The sequence below is a fragment of the Lysinibacillus sp. RU7 genome, assembly GCF_057837305.1.
The window spans coordinates 1-21,376 of record NZ_JBYQFK010000035.1; the positions used below are offsets into that span (position 1 = coordinate 1).

At 37.6% G+C, this 21,376-nt stretch carries 18 protein-coding genes; 13 read left to right on the top strand and 5 right to left on the bottom strand.

Annotation, left to right across the window (positions count from 1 at the left end):
- Window positions 1–1,489: PAS domain S-box protein (locus AC3II9_RS19330; protein WP_489158087.1), on the bottom strand; the 1,489-nt coding region annotated here is incomplete at its 3' end.
- Between the two features lie 102 nt (window positions 1,490–1,591).
- Between AC3II9_RS19330 and AC3II9_RS19335 the strand changes: the two genes are divergently transcribed.
- The 8 genes from AC3II9_RS19335 (at window position 1,592) to AC3II9_RS19370 (ending at window position 14,014) form a co-directional block, all read left to right on the top strand.
- Entirely contained in the window at window positions 1,592–2,653 is a 1,062-nt protein-coding gene (locus AC3II9_RS19335; protein WP_489158089.1) for a M42 family metallopeptidase, read from the top strand.
- 2 nt (window positions 2,654–2,655) lie between these two features.
- On the top strand, window positions 2,656–4,128 hold the full coding sequence (locus AC3II9_RS19340; RefSeq protein ID WP_489158090.1) for a UDP-N-acetylmuramoyl-L-alanyl-D-glutamate--2,6-diaminopimelate ligase: 1,473 nt from the start codon (window positions 2,656–2,658) through the stop codon (window positions 4,126–4,128).
- Between the two features lie 175 nt (window positions 4,129–4,303).
- Window positions 4,304–4,876 (top strand): VanZ family protein, encoded by a 573-nt coding sequence (locus AC3II9_RS19345; protein ID WP_489158135.1) that lies wholly within the window; start codon window positions 4,304–4,306, stop codon window positions 4,874–4,876.
- 113 nt (window positions 4,877–4,989) lie between these two features.
- Window positions 4,990–6,561, top strand: a complete 1,572-nt coding sequence (locus AC3II9_RS19350) for a peptide chain release factor 3 (RefSeq protein ID WP_489158092.1) — start codon at window positions 4,990–4,992, stop codon at window positions 6,559–6,561.
- A 777-nt stretch (window positions 6,562–7,338) separates the two neighbouring features.
- Window positions 7,339–10,395: an efflux RND transporter permease subunit gene (locus AC3II9_RS19355; RefSeq protein ID WP_489158094.1), complete on the top strand. Its 3,057-nt coding sequence runs from the start codon at window positions 7,339–7,341 to the stop codon at window positions 10,393–10,395.
- 25 nt (window positions 10,396–10,420) lie between these two features.
- A complete protein-coding gene (locus tag AC3II9_RS19360) occupies window positions 10,421–11,506 on the top strand; it encodes an SDR family oxidoreductase (RefSeq protein WP_489158095.1) in 1,086 nt (361 codons plus the stop codon).
- Window positions 11,507–11,800: 294 nt separating this feature from the next.
- Entirely contained in the window at window positions 11,801–12,556 is a 756-nt protein-coding gene (locus AC3II9_RS19365) for a TerC family protein (RefSeq protein ID WP_489158096.1), read from the top strand.
- 57 nt (window positions 12,557–12,613) lie between these two features.
- Entirely contained in the window at window positions 12,614–14,014 is a 1,401-nt protein-coding gene (locus AC3II9_RS19370) for a TrkH family potassium uptake protein (protein ID WP_489158098.1), read from the top strand.
- Window positions 14,015–14,048: 34 nt separating this feature from the next.
- Here the strand turns inward: AC3II9_RS19370 and AC3II9_RS19375 are convergent, their stop codons facing one another.
- Complete coding sequence (locus AC3II9_RS19375) at window positions 14,049–15,785, bottom strand: B12-binding domain-containing radical SAM protein (RefSeq protein WP_489158100.1); 1,737 nt, start codon at window positions 15,783–15,785, stop codon at window positions 14,049–14,051.
- Between the two features lie 208 nt (window positions 15,786–15,993).
- On the opposite strand from AC3II9_RS19375, the gene AC3II9_RS19380 reads away from it, so the two are divergent.
- Window positions 15,994–17,403, top strand: a complete 1,410-nt coding sequence (locus tag AC3II9_RS19380) for an ATP-binding protein (protein ID WP_489158101.1) — start codon at window positions 15,994–15,996, stop codon at window positions 17,401–17,403.
- A gap of 73 nt (window positions 17,404–17,476) precedes the next feature.
- Window positions 17,477–17,923, top strand: coding sequence for a MarR family winged helix-turn-helix transcriptional regulator (locus AC3II9_RS19385; RefSeq protein WP_391367269.1), 447 nt, complete (start codon window positions 17,477–17,479; stop codon window positions 17,921–17,923).
- A 44-nt stretch (window positions 17,924–17,967) separates the two neighbouring features.
- On the opposite strand, the gene AC3II9_RS19390 is transcribed toward AC3II9_RS19385, so the two are convergent.
- From AC3II9_RS19390 to AC3II9_RS19400, 3 genes are all read right to left on the bottom strand, one after another.
- Window positions 17,968–18,639: a hypothetical protein gene (locus AC3II9_RS19390; RefSeq protein ID WP_489158102.1), complete on the bottom strand. Its 672-nt coding sequence runs from the start codon at window positions 18,637–18,639 to the stop codon at window positions 17,968–17,970.
- A 57-nt stretch (window positions 18,640–18,696) separates the two neighbouring features.
- A complete protein-coding gene (locus tag AC3II9_RS19395) occupies window positions 18,697–19,308 on the bottom strand; it encodes a CPBP family intramembrane glutamic endopeptidase (RefSeq protein ID WP_489158103.1) in 612 nt (203 codons plus the stop codon).
- An 81-nt stretch (window positions 19,309–19,389) separates the two neighbouring features.
- Window positions 19,390–19,578 (bottom strand): YkvS family protein, encoded by a 189-nt coding sequence (locus AC3II9_RS19400; RefSeq protein ID WP_489158105.1) that lies wholly within the window; start codon window positions 19,576–19,578, stop codon window positions 19,390–19,392.
- Window positions 19,579–19,704: 126 nt separating this feature from the next.
- On the opposite strand from AC3II9_RS19400, the gene AC3II9_RS19405 reads away from it, so the two are divergent.
- The 3 genes from AC3II9_RS19405 to AC3II9_RS19415 all read left to right on the top strand — a co-directional run bounded on the left by AC3II9_RS19405 (window position 19,705) and on the right by AC3II9_RS19415 (window position 21,364).
- Window positions 19,705–19,893, top strand: coding sequence for a hypothetical protein (locus tag AC3II9_RS19405; protein WP_489158106.1), 189 nt, complete (start codon window positions 19,705–19,707; stop codon window positions 19,891–19,893).
- A gap of 69 nt (window positions 19,894–19,962) precedes the next feature.
- Window positions 19,963–20,154 carry an aspartyl-phosphate phosphatase Spo0E family protein gene (locus AC3II9_RS19410; RefSeq protein ID WP_489158108.1) on the top strand — a complete coding sequence of 64 codons (192 nt, stop codon included), beginning with the start codon at window positions 19,963–19,965 and terminating at the stop codon, window positions 20,152–20,154.
- Window positions 20,155–20,497: 343 nt separating this feature from the next.
- Entirely contained in the window at window positions 20,498–21,364 is an 867-nt protein-coding gene (locus AC3II9_RS19415) for an NAD(P)-dependent oxidoreductase (protein ID WP_489158110.1), read from the top strand.
- Window positions 21,365–21,376 lie beyond the last annotated feature (12 nt).

Consider the following 21,376-nt stretch of genomic DNA (forward strand, 5'->3'; position numbering starts at 1 on the left):
AAAGCGTTAGGAGAAAGTTCAATTTTTTTTGAACTTTCTCCTGACACACAAAGATACTGGACTTTTTCAGTGGCCTCCGCTCTAATAGGTGAGGGGGAATTCCACTACCTGTATCTTTCATATAAATATACAATTTTCCTTCATCATTGCACATTTCAATATTGAGTTGACCGTTTTCATCAATTGCTTCCATTGCGTTTTTAATCAAATTAATAAATACTTGTTTAATTTGATTGGCATTGCCGTGAATCGTAGTATGACAATGATTTAATCGCAAGTCGTATTGTATATGGCGATTTTGCATTTCAATTGAAAATAGTTGTAAAATATCTTGTAAAATTTCATCAATTTGTATTGTGTGAAATGTCTCGACTTGTGGGCGAGAGAGTACTAAAAATTCTGAAACAATGACGTTAATGCGTTCAATTTCCGACTGAATCAGTTCGGTGTACATTTTATATGGGGACCGCTCATCGTCATTCATCATTTGCACAAAACCTGAAATCACAGTCATAGGGTTACGAATTTCATGTGCTACCTCGGCCGCCAATTCACCTGCAAGCTTTAGTTTTTCGGACTGGATAATTAGTCGTTCATTTTCTTTAATCATTGAAATATCACGTGAAATGACGGATGTACCAATCATCTCACCATGTTTATCGTAAATGGGCGATAGTGAAATTTGGGCATCAAAAACTGTGCCATCTTTTTTCATATCCTGTGTTTCAAGTAAATGAAAGCGTGCGCCTCTGAGTAATTGTATACGTCTTTTTTCGGCAGCTTCCATATTTTGAGGTGGTACAAGTGGAAGGGTATGGCCGATGCACTCCTCACGTATCCAGCCGTATAATTTTTCAAATGCCGGGTTCACTTCCCGAATACGATTATTTAAATCAAATACGGCAATAGCGTCCTCTGCATGCTCAAAAAATAGACGCAGGTACGCCTCTGTGGATGCTTGTTCTTTTTCACGTTTATTATTCGCATTTTCACGTTTTTTCCATAGTTTTAGAACGCAGATTGCCTGCGTAATACTAATGATACAAACAAGAGAGAAGAAGAAGATATATACTTGTGTGAGTTCATAGGGCGTGAGTTGTTTGGATGGGAAAAAAAGCAACAAAATGCCCCCTGCTTGCACACTACATATAAGCGTAACGATGACGTTAATCCGAATGGAACGATAAATACTAAACATTAGAATAAGAAAAATAAACAAATAAAATGTAAATACATAGTGGCTTTGTATAACTAAAAATACCGTCAGAACATTCCAAGTGCTAATCAATATCATTTGCATGAATTTAGGGGATGTTTTAATAAAAAAAAGAAAGCCTAAAAGTGCAAGGCAGGCAAGTATAACGATAGGATAATGATAGCGATCCAAAAACCATCCACTAAACAGTGCAATCATATATAGTAAAGAGCTAATTGTCATGGAATAATAGATAAATAAATTCCGCTTATGCAAAACTTCTAGCTGCTGCATAAATGCACCTCAAATCAAGTTAATATTTTCATGATACATGATTTAAGTATGTCGATAAATGATGAATTTTGATATGATAAATAAAATTGAGGGGGAAGCGACATGAACTACAAATTTAATGAGGAAGATACAATAAATTTGCTAGAAAAATTAGTCAATATTCCTAGTCCATCTGGATTTACAGCGGAAGTTATGCGCGACATAGTAAATTATTTACGAGATGTAGGTATTACGTATACACGTACTCATAAAGGCGCGTTAATTGTCACAATAGCAGGTGAAAATACAGCGCAACATCGTTTACTAACCGCACATGTCGACACACTCGGTGCCATCGTAAAGGAAATCAAGCCAAGTGGTCGGTTAAAGTTGGCGATGATTGGCGGATTTAATTGGAACGCCGTAGAGGGCGAATACTGTACGGTTCATACTGCAACTGGTGAGCGGATTCGTGGTACAATTTTAATGCACGAAACAACGGTCCATGTGTATCGTGGAGCAGGTGATATCAAGCGTGATGAAAACCATATTGAAGTCCGTATTGATGCAAAAACAACGTCAGCGAAAGAAACGTGTGAATTAGGCATTGGGGTGGGGGATTTTGTCTCATTTGATGTACGCTTTGAAAAGACAGCAACAGGTTTTATTAAGTCACGTCATTTAGATGATAAAGCAAGTACAGCTCTACTGTTAGAATTGATGAAATATGTAAAAGAGCATAATTTAAAATTACCGTATACAACGCATTTTTATATTTCCAACAATGAGGAAATCGGCTATGGCGGTAATTCTAATATTCCAGTCGAAGTTGTAGAATATGTTGCCGTTGATATGGGAGCAATTGGTGACGGACAAGCAAGTGATGAGTATACGGTTTCTATTTGTGCAAAGGATTCAAGTGGTCCATATCATTATGAGCTCACACGCCATTTAGTCAACTTAGCGAAGACACAAAATATAGACTATAAATTAGATATTTATCCGTATTACGGTTCGGATGCATCAGCAGCTATTCGTGCAGGGGTTGATGTACGTCATGCATTATTTGGCCCTGGTATTGAGTCAAGCCATGCATATGAACGTACACATGTAGATTCATTAAAAGCAACAGCTAAGCTGCTATATGCTTACATTATGTCACCAATGGTAGAAATGGAGGATTAATTATGTACGCTGAAGAAATTTTAAGCGCACTTCCACAAAAGAAAGTAATAGGGCGGCTGCCTAATAATATTAAAGATATGGCAATTGACTCACGGGCTGTAGGTCCAAGTACATTGTTTATTTGTATTAAAGGATATACCGTAGATGGACATGATTTTGCTCAAAAGGCAGTAGATGCAGGAGCGACAATTGTTGTCACAGAGCGGGAGCTACATTTAACAGGTGATGTTGCACAAGTCATAGTGGATAGTACAGACCGAGCGCTAGGCTTACTTGCTGCGAAGTTTTTTGATTATCCTTCAAATGATATTACGATGATTGGTGTCACAGGAACAAACGGTAAGACAAGTGTGACGGGGATTATCCATAATATTTTAATTGGCATGGGTGAAAAATCAGCGTTATCAGGAACGATTGGCTTTAATTTAAACGGTGTATTGTATGAATCAGCAAATACAACAAGTGATGCATTAAGCACACAGCAAATGATTTTCCGCGCCAAGATGGAAGGTTGCCGTGCGATGGTTATGGAAGTCTCGTCACATGGGTTATCCCTTGGTCGTTTAGCTGGGGTTGATTATGATGTCGCCATTTTCACCAATTTAACGCATGATCATCTGGATTTTCATGGCACAATGGAGGAGTACGGCAATGCGAAAGGGTTGTTATTCTCTCAATTAGGACAAGATTTATCAAAATCTAAATCGGTCGTATTGAATGCGGATGATCCATGGAGTGAGCGATATGCCAAATTAACACCGTTTCCTGTTTGGACATATGGTTTACAACATGAAGCAATGTTTAGCGCAAAAAATATTCGCTATGAGGATGGCATGACATATTTTGATATGTTAACACCAGAAGGTACATATCCGATTTCCATGCATTTACTGGGTGAATTCAATATTTATAATGTGTTAGCGGCAACCGCTATGTTTTATTCACGTGGCTTTGCATTAGAATTAGTTGTGGAGCAAATTGAAAAATTACCGCCAGTAAAAGGGCGGATGGAAAAAGTCGAAACCGATTTGCCGATCCAAATCTTTATTGACTATGCACATACACCAGATGCGATTGAAAAGGCTATCAATGCAGCGATGCCTTATAAAAAACCAGAAAACAAGCTGATTTTCTTAGTCGGTACGGGTGGTGGACGTGATAAAACGAAGCGGCCAACGATGGCTGAAAAAGCATCTGTTGCCGATTATGTAGTGCTAACAACGGATGATCCACGTTATGAGCCATATGATAGCATTACAGGAGATTTAGCAAAAGGGATGCTACATGAGCATTATGCTTGTATTGGCGACCGTGCAGAAGCAGTACGCCATGCAGTCAGTGTTGCAGAGCCAGGGGATATTATCATTTTCGCCGGTAAAGGACATGAAGATTATCAAATTATTGAAAACAAGAAATACCCGCATTCAGATGCTCAAATTGCTATTGAAGCAGGCAAAGAACAATTTAATCGTTAATTTGAAAAAAGCTACCTTTATAATGGGTAGCTTTTTTTAGCCTTTGGTAGATGTCACGGATTCGGCTTTGTGCTTGCATAAACCCGAATCCGGACGCAATTACATCGAGGCGTAATTGATTGGGTAACTTTCTATCCTGATATAGCGTCTGGATAGAGGAAAGTAGGTGAAAGAAATGATTCAGCATTTTATCGAAAGTATGGTGATGTATTGTATAGTAGCTACGCCGATTTATGGTGTGCTTCGTTTTTTATATATACGGCGAAAAAATTTCAATATATGGCGTGAAATCGTCTTATACGTCTTTGTTCTTTATACGGTGGCTATTTTATCGCAGACGATTATTCCGAATTACCGAGCTGCTTTTAGTTATCGCACTGTGAACCTTGTACCGTTTCAGACTATTTCAAGTTATGGCCACCAACTCGTTAGTGGTACATACATGAACCATATTGCTTTTTATAATCTTGCAGGAAACATTGTGTTATTTATTCCGTTTGGTATGTTGCTCCCGCTCTTATGGCGTCCGTTTAGAAAGATAGGTTGGCAAATTACTGTATCCATCGTGATTCCATTATTCATTGAAGGGACCCAATATTTTATAGGGCGCAGTACAGATATTGATGATGTGATTTTAAATGCAGCAAGTATATATCTAGGCTTTGTGATGACACAATGGCTATTAAAAAGATTTTATACAGGAATAAATAAAAATGGTTGTAACAACATGGGCAACTCTTTAAAATAAATAAGTATGTTAGAAAGGCACATTTCGACTTATTTTGGCGATATGATGTCCTTTCTTATGCGGATAGTTATCAACTTTCTAATTTGCTATCCGCTAAAAAAGGAGACGAAACAATGAGCTTAGAACAAGATATATTATCACGTCGTACTTTTGCTATCATCAGTCACCCGGATGCTGGTAAAACGACGATTACAGAAAAGCTGTTATTATTCGGTGGTGCGATTCGCGATGCTGGTACAGTTAAAGGGAAGAAAACGGGGAAGTTTGCGACGTCTGACTGGATGGAAATCGAGAAGCAGCGCGGAATCTCGGTTACATCATCGGTGATGCAATTTGATTATTCAGGGTGTCGTGTGAACATCCTTGACACGCCTGGTCACCAAGACTTCTCAGAAGATACGTACCGTACATTAATGGCGGTAGATAGTGCGGTCATGGTTGTCGATGCAGCAAAAGGGATTGAGGCACAAACATTAAAGCTATTTAAAGTTTGTAAAATGCGTGGTATTCCAATTTTTACGTTTATTAATAAATTAGACCGACAAGGGAAAGAGCCTTTAGCGTTAATTGAAGAATTAGAAGAAGTACTTGGCATTCAAGCATACCCAATGAACTGGCCAATTGGTATGGGGAAAGAATTCCTTGGTATTTACGATCGCTACAATAAACGGATTGAACAGTTCCGTACAGAAGAGGGAGACCGTTATTTACCATTAGATGAAAATGGCGAATTAGCTGTGGATCATGAGATGAAAGTAACGTCTTACTACACGCAAGCGATGGATGATATTGAATTATTAAATGAGGCAGGCAATGCATATTCAGAAGAGAAAATTCGTCGTGGGGCGTTAACGCCTGTATTCTTCGGTTCTGCGTTAACAAACTTCGGGGTTCAAACATTCCTCGATACGTATTTAAAATTTGCGCCAGTACCACAACCTCGTATTACAGAAGATGAGCAATTTATTGATCCAGTAGAGCATAAAGATTTCTCGGGCTTTATCTTTAAAATTCAAGCGAATATGAACCCTGCACACCGTGACCGTATTGCATTTGTGCGTATCGTCTCAGGAAAATTCGAGCGCGGAATGAATATGACGCTTGCTCGTACAGGTAAATCATTTAAAGTAACACAGTCTACGCAATTTTTAGCCGATGACCGTGAAACAGTAGATGAGGCAGTAGCTGGCGATATTATTGGTTTATATGATACAGGTACGTATCAAATCGGTGATACAGTTGTTGGTGGGAAGAAAACATTCCAATTTGAAAAACTACCACAGTTCACACCGGAAATTTTCATGCGTGTTACAGCGAAAAACGTGATGAAAGGGAAGCAGTTCCAAAAAGGTGTGCTGCAGCTCGTACAAGAAGGAGCCATTCAGTACTTTAAAACATTGCACACAGAAGAAGTTATTCTTGGTGCGGTTGGGCAACTGCAGTTTGAAGTATTTGAGCATCGCATGAAGAATGAATATAACGTGGAAGTAAAAATGGAACCAATTGGCTCGAAAATGGCACGCTGGATTGAAAATGAAGGCGATATAAAGGATTCCATGCACTCTGCCCGTTCCATGCTTGTAAAAGATCGCTTCGACAAATTAGTATTCTTATTCGAAAACGAATTTGCGATGCGTTGGTTCTCTGAGAAAAATGACCATATTAAATTATATAGCTTATTATAAAATGACGCTGCCTCCTGTATGGGGAGGTAGCTTTTTAGTGTTTATTGAAAGATTAAATGGACACAATAAAATAGTTACTCATAATGAGTAAATCCATAAATATATATTACCGTTTGAGTAACCGTTGCTTTCCGCTGCGGCACTCGCTTTCCACGGGCGAGATCAAGCCTCCTCGTCGCTCATGCTTCGGTGCTCCTGTCACTGCGCTTTCGTCGCAAATAAATTTCCTGCGGGGTCTTGATTGTCTCGCTTTTCCCGTAGGAAGCTTTGCTCTGTAGCGAAAGGCGCATGCCGTCAGCTACACTACAAGCAACTAGTGTTTCATAAAAAATCGGTTGCTTAAAAATAATGAAAGATTCACATTCATTACAGTAGAGACTGTGCAATTATACTTGCACATACAAAGAAATTGATTTCTTTTAGAGAAGAGAACTGTTTTTCTAGTATATCGAGAAGTATTCACTTTTTGCCGTAGCGCGCCATAGCCACAGGAGCCGTAACAGGAGATCCAAACAGGCCGCGCCTGTTTTAGCTCCTGTGTAGGCTGTGGCAAAGCGCGGAGGCTACGGTACCGCTTTAGTTTAATATCTTTTACTACCCTAATGGTATTTTTAGGATGTATTTTTGCTCATTACGAATAGTTGCTAGATAGACGGAGAAATTTGTCGAAAATATGAAAAAAATATATATAAAAGGAAGTTTTTTAGAGATAATAAAGGGAGAAACTTCCATGAAAGCGAATATGTAAACGAACATGTTATTAGAAAGGATTTCATCATGAAAATAAGTGACTTTTCCATAAAACGACCAATATTTACATTTGTCACGATGGTGCTTGTCATCATACTTGGCGCGGTATCGCTTTTTAAAATACCAATTACCTTAATTCCTGAACTGAATCCTCCTATTGGGGTAGTAGTGACGTCTTATCCGGGAGCAAGTCCAACAGAAGTAAATGAAAAGGTAACGAAGCCTTTAGAATCTTCCCTTGCGACATTGCCTGGGATTCAAAAGATGACGTCGACATCTCAAGAAAGTTCGAATTTAATCGTACTCGAATTTGATTGGTCGACAGATATTAAGGAAGTGCAATCGGAAGTTTTACAACGAATTGATATGGTCAGTTTACCTGACGAGGCAGGAAAGCCGAGTTTTTTTAAATTTGATCCATCACAAGTGCCGATTATTCAGCTCGCATTGCGTGCCAATCAAGAAAATGTCGATGTTCGCAAAATTGCTGAGCAGCTAGAGCTTGAATTAAAGCGGCAAAAAGGTGTGGCCAGTGTCAATGTTTCTGGAAAAATTGTGGAGGAAATTCAAATTGCACTAAATGCACAAGCACTAGAAGAGCGCAATTTAACACAGGCAGATATTGTACAAGTCATTCAAGCTAATAATATTTCTTTGCCAGGTGAATCGATTAATACAGAACAGGGGCAACTGCTAACTACACGTATTTTGAGTACCTTTACATCAGCAGAACAAATTGCTGATTTGACGTTATCGGTTAATCCATTAACAGGAGAAGCGATAAAAATCCGTGATATTGCGACCGTTGAACGGACAGAGCAAGAACAAGAAACCATTACCCGAGCAGGTGAATATAGTGCAGTAATCTTGTCTGTACTACAAGAATCGGGCGCAAATACAGCAGAAGTATCGAAAGCATTTAAACGAGCGCTAGAGGAATTATTAGCTAAACCTGAATTTGCAGGTGTACACGCAGACATTTTATACGACCAAGGGGATTACATTCAGTTAGCGATTAGCAATATTACTTCTTCGTTAATCTACGGCGGTCTGTTTGCGATGCTTGTATTATTTATCTTCTTAAGAGGGTTGAAAAGTCCTTTGATTGTTGGCATTGCTATTCCATATTCAGTTATCGTGACATTTGTGTTGATGTACTTTGCCGATTTTTCGTTAAATGTCTTAACGCTTGGAGCGCTAGCGCTTGGGATTGGGATGCTTGTAGATAACGCGATTGTTGTTATTGAAAATATTGAACGGCATATTGCACTAGGGAAGTCGCCTAAGGAGGCAGCTTCTGTTGGTACGAAAGAGGTAGGCGTTGCGATTATCGCATCTACGCTTACAACTGTAGCCGTATTTGTTCCTGTTATGTTTACGTCAGGCTTAATTGGGCAAATTTTTACGGAGTTTGCGTTGACGATTTCTTTTAGTTTATTTGCGTCCTTGGCTGTCGCATTAACGGTTGTTCCGATGTTAGCGAGTAAGTTTTTAACAACAAAAGCGGGTAATTTAAATGAGCAACGTGCAAATTCAATATTTTATCAAGTTTACCGAGATGCTTTAAAGTGGGCATTAAGCAAACGTTTACTCCTGCTAACGGTTACATTTATTGTTTTTGTTGCTTCCTGTTTTGCTCTTTATAAGACAGGAACTGAATTTATTCCAGCAACGGATGAAGGGTATGTGACAGTGGAGGTCGAACTGCCACGTGGCGCATCTTTACAAGCAACAGAAAAAGTAGTGAGTGAAGTAGAGGCGCGTATAAAAGAAGAATCGGACGTAGATGTGTTAATTAGTTTAATTGGAGGAGATCAGCAGTCATTATCACGCGGTACAGCAAACTCGCATCGGGCACAGCTTTATGTAAGATTGGTCCCTTTATCAGAGCGTGATCGTTCGATTTTTGAATTTACAGAGGTCGTGGAGAAAGATGTAAAAGAGATCGTAGGAAGTCGTGGAGAGGTTGATTTTTTATTATCTACATCTTCTGGCTCGTCTCCAAGTACGATGACGTTTCGGGTAACAGATTCGAATGAAATACGTTTACAAGAAACGGTTAAAATGATTCAAGCGGAATTAGAAAAGGTTGATGCAATTTTAGAAGTGACAACAGATTTAGAAAATACAGCAGATGAAATTCAAATAATTGTGAATCGTGATGCGGCAAATGAGTATGGGATGATGCCTGCACAAATTGCGCAAACAGTGAATACGATGATGCGCGGTGTATTTACTACACAAATATTAGCTGATGATGGTGAAGTGCTAACTGTCTATACAGGCTTTGGCGATACGTATAAAACCGATATTGAATCAGTGAAAAAGATGAAACTCCGTACAGCAGCAGGTGTTTTTGTAGAGCTACAAGATGTTGCGGATGTAACGATTGCGAAAAGTCCAACATCCCTCCGCCGTTCCGATCAGGCAGCCGCTGTTGCATTTTTTATTACGTATCGTAATGCGGAATCATTAAGCGGTATTTCAGCTAAAGTCGATGCAGCGATTGACAAAGTTGATCTTCCATCTCAAACGTCTGTTGTTTTTAGTGGGGATCGTGAACTGTATGAAAATGCAAAAGATGATATGTACTTAGCTGTTGTCTTAGCGATTGTCCTTGTATATATCGTCATGGCAGCGCAGTTTGAATCATTAAAATATCCGTTTGTCATTATGTTTAGTATACCGCTGATGGTAATTGGTGTAGCCACTTCCTTATGGATGACCAATACTCTGCTAGGTATTACAGCAGTAATCGGTATACTCGTTTTAGTAGGAATTGTTGTGAATAATGGTATTGTTCTTGTGGACTATATTAATTTGAAAAAAGCACAAGGACTTGGGTCATATGAGGCTATTTTAGTAAGCGCACAAGACCGTGTACGCCCTATTTTGATGACAGCATTGACAACGATGCTAGGACTTGTACCACTTGCGCTCGGTATAGGTGAAGGGACGGAGATGAACCAACCAATGGCTATTGTTGTAATTGGAGGATTAATTACATCAACATTTTTAACATTGTTTATTGTGCCAATCATTTACAGTTTAATCGATAGCGAAACGAGAAAAATGGCTTCTTAATGGTTTTTAAGGGGGAAATAAGGGGATGAGCGTACATTTAATGACAGGCTTCCCAGGTTTTATTGCAAGCCAGTTAATTCGTCAATTATTTATGGATGGAGTGACAAGGCAAATATATGCTGTTGTGCTCCAAAGTGAAATGGATAAAGCAAGAAAAGAAGTAGCGAATATAAAAGCACAATATCCAAATTGTCAAATCAATCTTTTTGAAGGGGATATTACGTTACCGAACTTAGGAATGGATAATTCAGAACTGGGCTGTATTGCGCCGCGTATTAGCATCGTTTGGCATTTAGCGGCTATCCATGATTTAGCTGTAGCACGTGAACTTGCTTGGAAAGTGAATGTTCATGGAACAGCATGTGTCAATGACTTTGTTCGAACATTGCCAAACTTAAAGCGTTATATGTACTTTAGTACGGCAGATGTAGCTGGAAGGCGAAATGGACGATTACTTGAAAACGAGTTAATACGCCCTGTTGCTTTTAAAAATCATTATGAAGAAACAAAATTTGAAGCAGAACTACGTGTGGAAGATTTAAAATATGAAGTGCCTGTAACTATTATTCGACCAGGCATTGTTCGCGGTCATTCAGAAACGGGAGAAACGATTAAATTTGATGGGCTATACTTTTTGTTCAATATGATTGATACATTGAGTACTTCACCACTCATTCCATATATCGGAAGTAAAAGAGCGACGATTAACGTTGTACCGGTGGACTATATTTTGAAAGCCGTATCCTATCTTTGTACAGCGGTTGAAGCGGAAGGGAAGACACTGCATTTAACGGATCCAAACCCACATAAAGTGTCTGATGTGTACTATGCTATAGTAAAAGAAATGACAGGAAAGCGGCCGTTTGGTCGTTTACCACTTCCTATGGTGAAAAAAGTATTAGCCAATTATAAAATTCGCAAAAGACTTGGTTTAGAATATGAAACAGTGGATTATTTAGCATGGAAAGGAGCATTTGATACGTCTGAGGCACAGTCAATTTTACAAAAGCGGGGAATTAAATGCCCAGATTTCATTGAAACAGTCCCAACAATGGTTCGGTTTTATAAAGATAATAAGCATCGCACACAATTATTTATACCGATTAAATAATAATAGTTGCATATTTTACAAAAAATAGTTTATAATATACGTACAAAGTAACTGAATATCCGTTGACAGTTTGTCAAAGGGGAGTAGCTATAAGTAGCACACTACTTACTTCACATTCGTCATGACATGGTTAGGAGCCATCGGGTGTGATAGCATTGAATATGCTTAGCAAGACCTTTGCCTATTTTTAGGCATGGGTCTTTTTCTTTTGCTTCCAAATGTGGATTATTCAAGGATACATTGTTGAATTTTCGAGAAAATGGGTATACAAACAAAAAGGAGGAATTATTGTTTATGGAAACAATATTGTTGGAGTACGCATGGGTCTTACTCGTACTCGTATTTTTAGAAGGGTTATTAGCAGCAGATAACGCTGTTGTTATGGCGGTAATGGTGAAACATTTACCACGTGAACAACAGAAAAAAGCGCTATTTTATGGATTATTCGGGGCGTTTGTATTCCGATTTATTGCGTTATTCTTAATTACGATTTTAGCGAAGTATTGGCAAATCCAAGCAATTGGTGCCGCTTACCTATTATTTATTTCGATTAAACACTTATATGATAATCATTTCAAAAAAGATGAAGAAGAAGAAATGAAAGAAGGTAAAGGCTCTGGCTTCTGGATGACTGTCTTGAAAGTAGAGCTTGCTGATATTGCGTTTGCGATTGACTCAATGCTAGCAGCCGTTGCGATTGCGATCACATTACCGCATATTGGTGATTTCGACATCGGTGGTATTAATGCAGGTCCATTTGCCGTTATGTTCCTTGGTGGTTTCATTGGTCTAATTATTATGCGATTTGCTGCACAATGGTTCGTTAAAGTGTTAGCAGACTACCCATCACTTGAAACAGCCGCATTTTTAATCGTTGGTTGGGTAGGGGTAAAACTGGCAGTGCTAGCGCTTGGTCATGAGAAATTGGCAATTATTGACCCGCACTTCCCACATTCCGCAACATGGAAAATTATTTTCTGGGTTGTCTTACTAAGTATCGCAATCGGTGGTTACGTAACAGGCGTAGCCAAAAAGAAAAAAGAAGCATAATAAGATTAGAAAGAAGTGCTATAGAAGGGATACATCTATAGCGCTTCTTTTATTTTTATGGTAAATTTCGCTATAGATGTTTTTATATCAGGAGGGCGAAGTATGCCAAATCGAAAAAGAATGAGTAGAGAAATTAGGATTACCCCCTTTCAACTACTCGTTTCATATTATTTTATTGCTATAGCCGTTTCAGTCGGGTTACTTCGCTTACCATGGGTACATCAACCTGGAGTAGAAGTTTCGTTCATTGATACATTATTTACAGCGGTGAGTGCAGTAAGCGTCACAGGGTTAACTGTATTTGATGTATCAAAAACATATACTGATTTTGGTTTAATCATGCTGCTCATTATTTTACAATTTGGTGCGATTGGCATCATGTCACTTGGAACGTTCGTTTGGCTTTTAGTAGGTAAAAAAATTGGGATGCGCGAGCGACAGTTAATTATGATTGACCATAATCAGCCAAGTATTGCGGGTGTTGTGCAACTCATTAAAGAAATTGCAAAAATATTATTTGTGATCGAAGCGTTTGGTGCGCTTGTATTGTCCATGCATTTTAAACGGTATTTTGCTACGTGGGAAGATTCTATTTTTCATGGAGTATTTGCGGCCATTTCCGCTACGACAAACGGTGGATTTGATATTACAGGTAGAAGTTTGCAGCCATATCATTTAGATTATTTCGTGCAGTTTGTCACAATGTTGTTAATTGTACTCGGAGCAATTGGCTTCCCGGTATTAATTGAAGTGAAAACTTTTTTATTACGTCGAAAAAAAGGGTTTCGCTTTAGTTTATTTACAAAAATTACAACAACTACGTACGCTGTATTATTTGTTGTTGGCACGTTTGGTATTTTAGTGATTGAGATGTTTCATTCCTTTGCAGGGATGAAATGGCATGAAGCATTATTTTCGGCAATGTTTCACTCTGTTTCTACACGTTCTGCCGGCTTAACGACCTATGATGTTACGACATTTAATGAAGCAACAGATATTTTTATGAGTTTTCTCATGTTTATTGGTGCTTCACCGAGTTCGGTAGGTGGTGGGATTCGTACGACAACATTTGCGATTGTCATCTTATTTTTAGTGACGTATGCAAATGGACGCGATGAAATTCAAATATTTGGACGAGAAGTTTATTTAATCGATGTGTTCCGCTCGTTTGTCGTCATTTTACTGGCGTTATTTATGGTGCTGATCGCGACGATGATTTTACTCATTACGGAACCGCAGGCTACATTAATACAAATTATTTTTGAGATTACTTCTGCTTTCGGAACGTGCGGCATGAGTTTAGGCATCACGAGTGATTTATCGTTGTTTGGAAAATGTGTCATTATCGCGTTAATGTTTATCGGGCGTGTTGGGTTAATTTCCTTCCTATATACATTAGGCGGAAAATCGAAAAAAATCCTTTACCGTTACCCTAAAGAACGCGTCATTATTGGATAAAAAAGGAGGAAGTTTTTATGCTTCCTCCTTTTTTTTATAGTACGATATCAGCCATATACGGTGCTTGACCTTGACGGAAGTATGTGAATAGATAGCCGTCTTGCTTTACGACTTTTCCTTTTTCTAAGTCTGCATAGGAAATGCTAGAAGGGACGATGAGCGAATGCTTAAATAAATCTTTTTCACTGACATTCATAGCAGCAAATTCTTCACCTGCTGTATGGGCATTGTTTCGAATGGCTGTATAAATTTCTTTTACTGTATGTTCTGCAATACGCTCTTCCCACCAAGTTTTCCGCGGTATAAACGATTGTGGTGTGAAGTAATCGATTAACATCAACGTTTTAACGATTTCTAAATGGACATGTGGTAATGTTTGCAAAAATTCTAATAGACGCATAAATAAGTCTTCAAGCTGATGTCCGATACGACTCCAGCCACGTTCTTCCCAATATGTCCCGAAGCTTTGGAAGAAATCGAACGGTGTTTCAAATGCATCTGTAATTAAATATTCAATCGTTTTGTCCATGCGGTGTGCATTCCAATACTTCTCTAAAACGTCTTCTGCATGTTTGATACGTACAATATCAGTAAACGTAAGTACATTATTGGAGAAAATTTCATAAGGGGCTACATCAACATATGTGTAGCCGTATTTTTGTGCTTCTAGACGAAGACCTGTCCCTCGTAATAATTTTAAGAAACCGAGTTGTAATTCTTCAGGGCGCATCGCAAATACATCGTTAAATGTTTTGCGGAACGAATTGTAATCCTCTTCTGGTAGTCCTGCAATTAAGTCTAAATGCTGGTCGATTTTCCCACCTTCTTTGACCATTGTCACGGTACGTTTCAATTTTTCGAAGTTTTGACGACGTTTCACAAGGTCATTTGTTAAATCGTTTGTTGATTGTACGCCAATTTCAAAGCGGAATAAACCAGCAGGTGCATGGTCATTTAAGAACTGAATCACTTCAGGGCGCATAATATCTGCTGTAATCTCAAATTGGAACACGACGCCTGGCGTATGCTCATCGATTAAAAACTGGAACATTTCCATCGCATAACTGCGGCTAATATTAAACGTACGATCAACAAATTTAATCGTCTTAGCTCCGTTATTCATTAAAAAGCGGATATCTTCTTTAATTTTTTCGCGGTTAAAATAACGGACGCCAACTTCAATACTAGACAAGCAGAATTGACATTGGAATGGACAGCCACGAGATGTTTCAATATATTGAATACGCTTTCCAAGATGGGGTAAATCTTCCTCGAAGCGGAATGGTGACGCGAGTTCGCGTAAGTCAATTTTAGGTGGTTGCGCATGTATTTTTACTTTCCCATCTTCTAAATAACAAATGCCACGTACGCTCTCTAATACTAAGTCGCCTTTCAAATAATGCATTAATTCTTTAAAAGAAATTTCACCTTCGCCCATAATAATAAAGTCAATTTCTGGGACTTTTCGAAGCCAATCATGAACATCATAAGATACTTCTGGCCCACCGAGTATGACTTTAGTCTCTGGCAATACCGTTTTTAACATACGCACAACTTTAATTGTTTCCTCTATATTCCATATATAACAACTAAAACCTATAACATCTGGCTGTTTCTGAAATAGGTCAGAAACAATATTAAAAGCAGGGTCTTTAATCGTATATTCTGCCAATTCTGGGTCAAATTCAGGGTGAGCATTTGCTTTTAAATAACGAATAGCCAAATTCGTATGAATATATTTGGCATTAAGTGTTGCTAAAATAATTTTCATAGTTATATTCTCCTTCACAAACTATATTGTAACAGTGTAGTGCAATAGGAACAATATGAGAAAAAATTCCTATTTTATTCTCAATTTAATTGTGAAATAATTTAATTAAATATAACTATAATTTAGAAAATTTAGAAATAAAACGTATAAAAAGTTAGATTTTATCATAAATTATGGTATCTAATACTGGAAAAAAGGGGGGGGAGCAATGGAAATAGCCTCTATCATGAATTTTCATCACAATGCAAAATTGACAAATGAGTCTACCGTTTTTATAGCTAACTCATTTGATATTATTTTTGCAAATCAAGGGGCAAAAGCGTTACTTGAAATAAGAGGTGAGAAAGATGAAAATTTTTTTCCGATTGATGCAGCATCGATTCCAAGATGGCAGCAATTTATAGAACAAGTTCGTAGTCAATCGCATGCCACTTGTGAAATCCAATTACAAACAACTACGCAGCCATTTGTGAGAGTGCATGGTTGTTATGATGAGCTTCAAGATGTTGTCATTGCTACATTGCAACCAACATTAATACAAGCAACCGGCGCAGTTATGTCGATGATGTCTGTATTTAATTATATGGATTTAGGAATCGTGACATTTACTACTGATGGCTTTGTACTAGATGTAAATCATAAAGCATTGCAATGTATTGGGTGCAGTAAAAACGAAGTGCTAACAAAACATCATAAACAGTTATTAAAGTATTTCACATATGATAGAGAGTCAGCCTCTCAGTTTTATCGTCGTCTCGAGAGAAAAGAACAAGCATCACTACTCGTAAAAAAAACTGAATGCAATGAAACACCTTATTATGAACTAAAAGTATTTTACGATGAAAACAGTCATTTGTTTATTGTCTCTATCTTTGATCATACAGAATATGTAAAGTTACAAAATGAATTAAAAGAACAAAATTATTTAAAAGAGCTTGGACAAATGAGCGCTTCAATTGCGCATGAAATTCGAAATCCACTAACGGCTTTAAAAGGTTTTGTTGAGTTATTAAAAAGTGAGGCACTACAAGAGCAAGAACATTATTTTGATATTATGGAATCTGAGTTTAAACGATTAGATACGATTTTATCAGATTTATTGTTTTTAGCGAACCCTCGAAAAATCGAATTACAAAAAGTTGATTTAGTTGAAATCTCGAAGGAAGTTATTGACTTTATGCAATTTGAGGCACTAATGAATGAAGTAATAATTCAACTAGAATATGATGAACAATTACAACATGTTGTGCTGGGAAGCAGTGTACGTTTTAAACAAGTATTGATAAATTTATTAAAAAATGCGGTTCAGGCAATGGATGATAGCGGTAATGTAACGATTCAATTACATGTAACGACACAAGAGGTACAAGTTTATGTACAAGACGAAGGAATGGGCATGGATGAGGAAACGTGTAAAAACTTATTTAGTCCTTTTTTTACAACGAAAGATTATGGGACTGGTCTAGGATTACCGCTTGTGAAAAAAGTAGTGAGTGATTTTAGTGGCACAATTGAAGTAGAAAGTACACCTAATATAGGAACAACTTTTATTTTAACTTTCCCAAATGCATTAACGACACAGGCAATTAACCAACCGCTTGATTTTCTACTCGGTTAAATTTCGTTTTGACAAAACTTTTTTCTAATCGTTATAATAGCAGTTATAACAAAAAGTAGGGGATGATTTGTCAGTGGCAACAGAGGAGATCAAACAATCACTCAAACTTTTTATTGTACTATCCCGTGCACAAAAAGCGATTAGTGAATCGACCCATCAATTTTTTCAGCAACAAGGTTTAAATCCGACTGAATTCGCTGTATTGGAGCTATTATTTCATAAAGGGAGGCAGCCTTTACAGCAAATAGGGAATAAAATATTACTTGCGAGCGGTTCTATCACATATGTTGTAGACAAGCTGGAGAAGCGTGGTTATTTAAAGCGCGTGTCTTGTCCTAACGATCGCCGTGTTACATATGCGGAAATCTCAGAGGTAGGATGTACATTTATGCAAGAAATTTTCCCAAAACATGAACAGCAATTGCATGAGCTAATGAGTGTATTGACGTCTGAAGAAAAAGACACTGCAATTGAATTGTTGAAGAAGTTAGGATTATCCATTAAAGATTTGTCCTATTAAAAAGAGTTTGCGCTAAAAGCGCAAACTCTTTTTCAGCTACAATATTATTGGATTGTAAAGCCCATTTGTAAAAAGGCATCTGTCATTTCAGCTGTAGTTGTATCAAATACGGTTAACCGTACAATTTTTGTTCCTTTTTCGAAAACGACTGTCACCACTTGGTCTTTATCTTCTGTATAAGTGACAACATAGCCAGTTGCATTTGTGATATCTTTATGTGTTGTTAAAAGTGAGTCAAGTGCATACGGTTCATACTTACCTTCTGGTGCAGTAATCTTAACCGTATTTTCTGTTTGTAGTGCTGCTTCATCATAAGTAGTTTCATCTTTTGCAAATAGTTCGATGCGCATTGAGTGTTCGTTATTGGCGTCATATATTACCATATCGCGACCAGGCTCTTCTGCTTCAAGAGAAAATCCTTTCGCTAATGAAATAGTATAATCCTGCTGAGGACTTACTGTCGTCGCAGTTTCCACTTTTTTTGGTTGCCCATCTTCTACATAATCAATTGTATTTGTACTTTCAGTTGTCTCTTCTGTCCCTGTATCAGCTGTTGTGTCTTCCCCTTCAGCGGCACCATTTTGTGTATTGTTTGTTTCGTTAACAGTACCTGCTGTTTCTTCTTCTGTAGGAGTTGGCGTTTCAGTGGTGTTACAAGCTGCAAGTAAGAGCATTGCGGAAAATGCTGATGTTATAAGAAATGCATGTTTTTTCATCTCAAATTCCCCCTTGTTAATAGTTAGACGTGATCATTAGAAATAAGTTTCATTTGATTAAATAATCGGTAAGATTAAAAATAATAACAAGACAAATACAAGATGCGATACAATAACTAATGGTAAACTCTTTTTCCATTCGTACAGTGTACCCCATAATAAACCAGTAACTATAGCCGCGAGAGCACCAGGCATAAAGCCGCTAATCGCTAATGCAAGAGAAAACAAAAGAGCCGTAATCAAAACTGCATAAAAAGGAGAAGTAAAGCGTTTTAACTGTTGTTGAATATAACCACGCCAAAACATTTCTTCACCAATGACTACAATAAAAATTAGCATCAAATAATGCCAAATATTCGTTGGACCATATAGCTCTAAAAATTTTGAAATATCCTTTGTTGTAGAGCGATCAATATATGGAAGCAGTATGTGCCCAAGTTTGACAACACCATACGCAATCGTCCCATAGCCTGTACCATATAGTAAGTACTGCCATGTAGGTAGCCGATCTTCAAACTTGCCGAATATGAGCGCCACAGCGATTCCTACGAGGAGAGTAAAGGAATATAAATACCAAAAAATCACTTTTTCCTCAAATGTGTAAAGTAACATTGCATAAATGAAAACTAAAGATAGAAGGAGCACGATAGTTTCTTTATGTTTCATCATAATTCTATTTCCCTCCTTGATATAGTGTAACAAAAAAACACTCCTATATCATCTTTTAGCGATGAAAAGGAGTGAAAACGTTTAAGCATCTTTCGTATGTAAAATTTTATATCGTTTATGGTTTATTACAGTTTTCTCTTCCATTTCGAGTTCATGGAAGTTGTCCATGATGGTTAAATCAACAATAACAGAGTTTTCATTTACTTTTTCGACGATTCCTTGTAGACCGTCCTTAAATTCGACAATACTTCCTACTTCAGCTACTTTCACAGGCAGTCAGCTCCTTTATCGACTAATACTTAACAGTTTGCACGAATTTAACAAAAAGGTAAAGAGTTTTTCGAATAATTAATTATTTAAAAGGGGATTTTTTATTAAAGAAGGTGGTTTAAAATAATGGAAAAATATAAACAAATACTCGATCAATTAAGAAATGGAGAACTACAAAGTGTAGAAATTTCTAAATCGGATTATTTAAGCTTTCGTGAAGCGCTCGTAAACGATTCACAATTTAAACATTTTCGTGGTGAAGCAAAACAGGGGGGGAACATAATTTTCACATTTTTACAGGCTCCTAGAACATGAAATAATTACCATTTGATGTTATTTGTGGTATAATTGTGGCGGTGACTATTTTGAACTTGGGGGGAAGCTATGGAAAAGGGCATTTTAGAGCAATTGGAGCAGATGCGGGCGCTTATGATTCAATCGGGTATGAAACATGGCTTTGGAAATGCTAAAACCATTCAACTAAGTAAGAGATTAGATGAACTACTTAATGAATATGATATGCTAAATAGAAGTGAAAAAGAAGATGAAATAGAAGAAACAAATTTTTTTCAATAATCCAGAAAAAATAGTGTTTACTTATGAAGAATAGTGGGAATAGTATATTTGAACACAGCAACATTCTCATTTCCCCCTTAAGAGCAAATGCTATTGCATTTGCTCTCTTTTTAGGTAAAGCCGATATTTTATAAGAACATGATTAGACAAAGGTGGTGATTTTAAATTTGAATTAAGCTATAGATGTATTTATTTGAAGAGTGTTCTTTTCTATGAAGCGCCTTCATCACAATACGGATACATTAAACGATTGACTCGCCTAAAAATAGTGTGAGTTTTTTTATTTTTCGCATTTTTTATGTTATGACATTTGATAAACTAAAGAAAAGGAAGGGGATATGAGATGAAAAAGAAAATTGCTTTTATTGGTACAGGGGTTATGGGGGCAAGTATTGTAAAACATTTATTACATGCTGGTCATGAATTAACGGTTTACAATCGAACAAAGAGCAAAACGGACGCGCTTGTAGCACTTGGTGCGAAGTGGGCTGCAACACCTGCTGAGGCAAGTAAGGGACAAGATATTATTTTTACCATGGTGGGCTACCCGCAAGATGTAGAAGAAGTATATACAGGAGAAGATGGTGTTTTTCAAACAGCCGCAGCGGGTACGATTGTCGTGGATATGACAACGTCTGAACCAAGCTTAGCTAAAAAATTATTTGAAATAGCAAAAGAAAAAGGGATACATAGTATCGATGCCCCTGTTACTGGTGGTGATATTGGTGCACAGAATGGTACATTGTCCGTTATGATTGGCGGAGAAAGAGACGTATTTGAGAAATTACAGTCGATTTTAGGGATCTTTGCAACGAATATTGTGTATCATGGCGAAGCGGGTGCTGGTCAGCATGCTAAAATGTGTAATCAGATTGTCATTGCTTCGGGTATGATTGGGGTTTGTGAATCGATGGCTTACGGCTTAAAAGCAGGACTTTCTATGGAAGACGTTTTAAAGTCGATTACACCAGGTGCTGCGGGTTCATGGGCATTATCCAATTTAGCACCACGTGTGTTAAAAGGTGATTTGGAACCAGGTTTTTATATTAAACATATTATCAAAGATATTAAAATTGCCATTGATGAAGCAGAACGTATGAATTTACAGCTCCCAGGGCTCGCATTGGCAAAAGCACTATATGAAGAACTAATGGAGCGCGGATATGGCGAAAAAGGAACACAAGCATTAATTCAATATTACGTAGAATAAGACTAAATTAAC

Bases quoted from the DNA above. Each gene is read 5' to 3' on its own strand.
- AC3II9_RS19380 (WP_489158101.1), top strand. From the start codon at position 15,994: ATGGAAATAGCCTCTATCATGAATTTTCATCACAATGCAAAATTGACA.
- AC3II9_RS19360 (WP_489158095.1), top strand. From the start codon at position 10,421: ATGAGCGTACATTTAATGACAGGCTTCCCAGGTTTTATTGCAAGCCAG.
- AC3II9_RS19335 (WP_489158089.1), top strand. From the start codon at position 1,592: ATGAACTACAAATTTAATGAGGAAGATACAATAAATTTGCTAGAAAAA.
- AC3II9_RS19395 (WP_489158103.1), bottom strand. From the start codon at position 19,308: ATGATGAAACATAAAGAAACTATCGTGCTCCTTCTATCTTTAGTTTTC.
- AC3II9_RS19415 (WP_489158110.1), top strand. From the start codon at position 20,498: ATGAAAAAGAAAATTGCTTTTATTGGTACAGGGGTTATGGGGGCAAGT.
- AC3II9_RS19370 (WP_489158098.1), top strand. From the start codon at position 12,614: ATGGTAAATTTCGCTATAGATGTTTTTATATCAGGAGGGCGAAGTATG.
- AC3II9_RS19355 (WP_489158094.1), top strand. From the start codon at position 7,339: ATGAAAATAAGTGACTTTTCCATAAAACGACCAATATTTACATTTGTC.
- AC3II9_RS19340 (WP_489158090.1), top strand. From the start codon at position 2,656: ATGTACGCTGAAGAAATTTTAAGCGCACTTCCACAAAAGAAAGTAATA.
- AC3II9_RS19410 (WP_489158108.1), top strand. From the start codon at position 19,963: ATGGAAAAGGGCATTTTAGAGCAATTGGAGCAGATGCGGGCGCTTATG.
- AC3II9_RS19365 (WP_489158096.1), top strand. From the start codon at position 11,801: ATGGAAACAATATTGTTGGAGTACGCATGGGTCTTACTCGTACTCGTA.
- AC3II9_RS19375 (WP_489158100.1), bottom strand. From the start codon at position 15,785: ATGAAAATTATTTTAGCAACACTTAATGCCAAATATATTCATACGAAT.
- AC3II9_RS19405 (WP_489158106.1), top strand. From the start codon at position 19,705: ATGGAAAAATATAAACAAATACTCGATCAATTAAGAAATGGAGAACTA.
- AC3II9_RS19390 (WP_489158102.1), bottom strand. From the start codon at position 18,639: ATGAAAAAACATGCATTTCTTATAACATCAGCATTTTCCGCAATGCTC.
- AC3II9_RS19350 (WP_489158092.1), top strand. From the start codon at position 4,990: ATGAGCTTAGAACAAGATATATTATCACGTCGTACTTTTGCTATCATC.
- AC3II9_RS19345 (WP_489158135.1), top strand. From the start codon at position 4,304: ATGATTCAGCATTTTATCGAAAGTATGGTGATGTATTGTATAGTAGCT.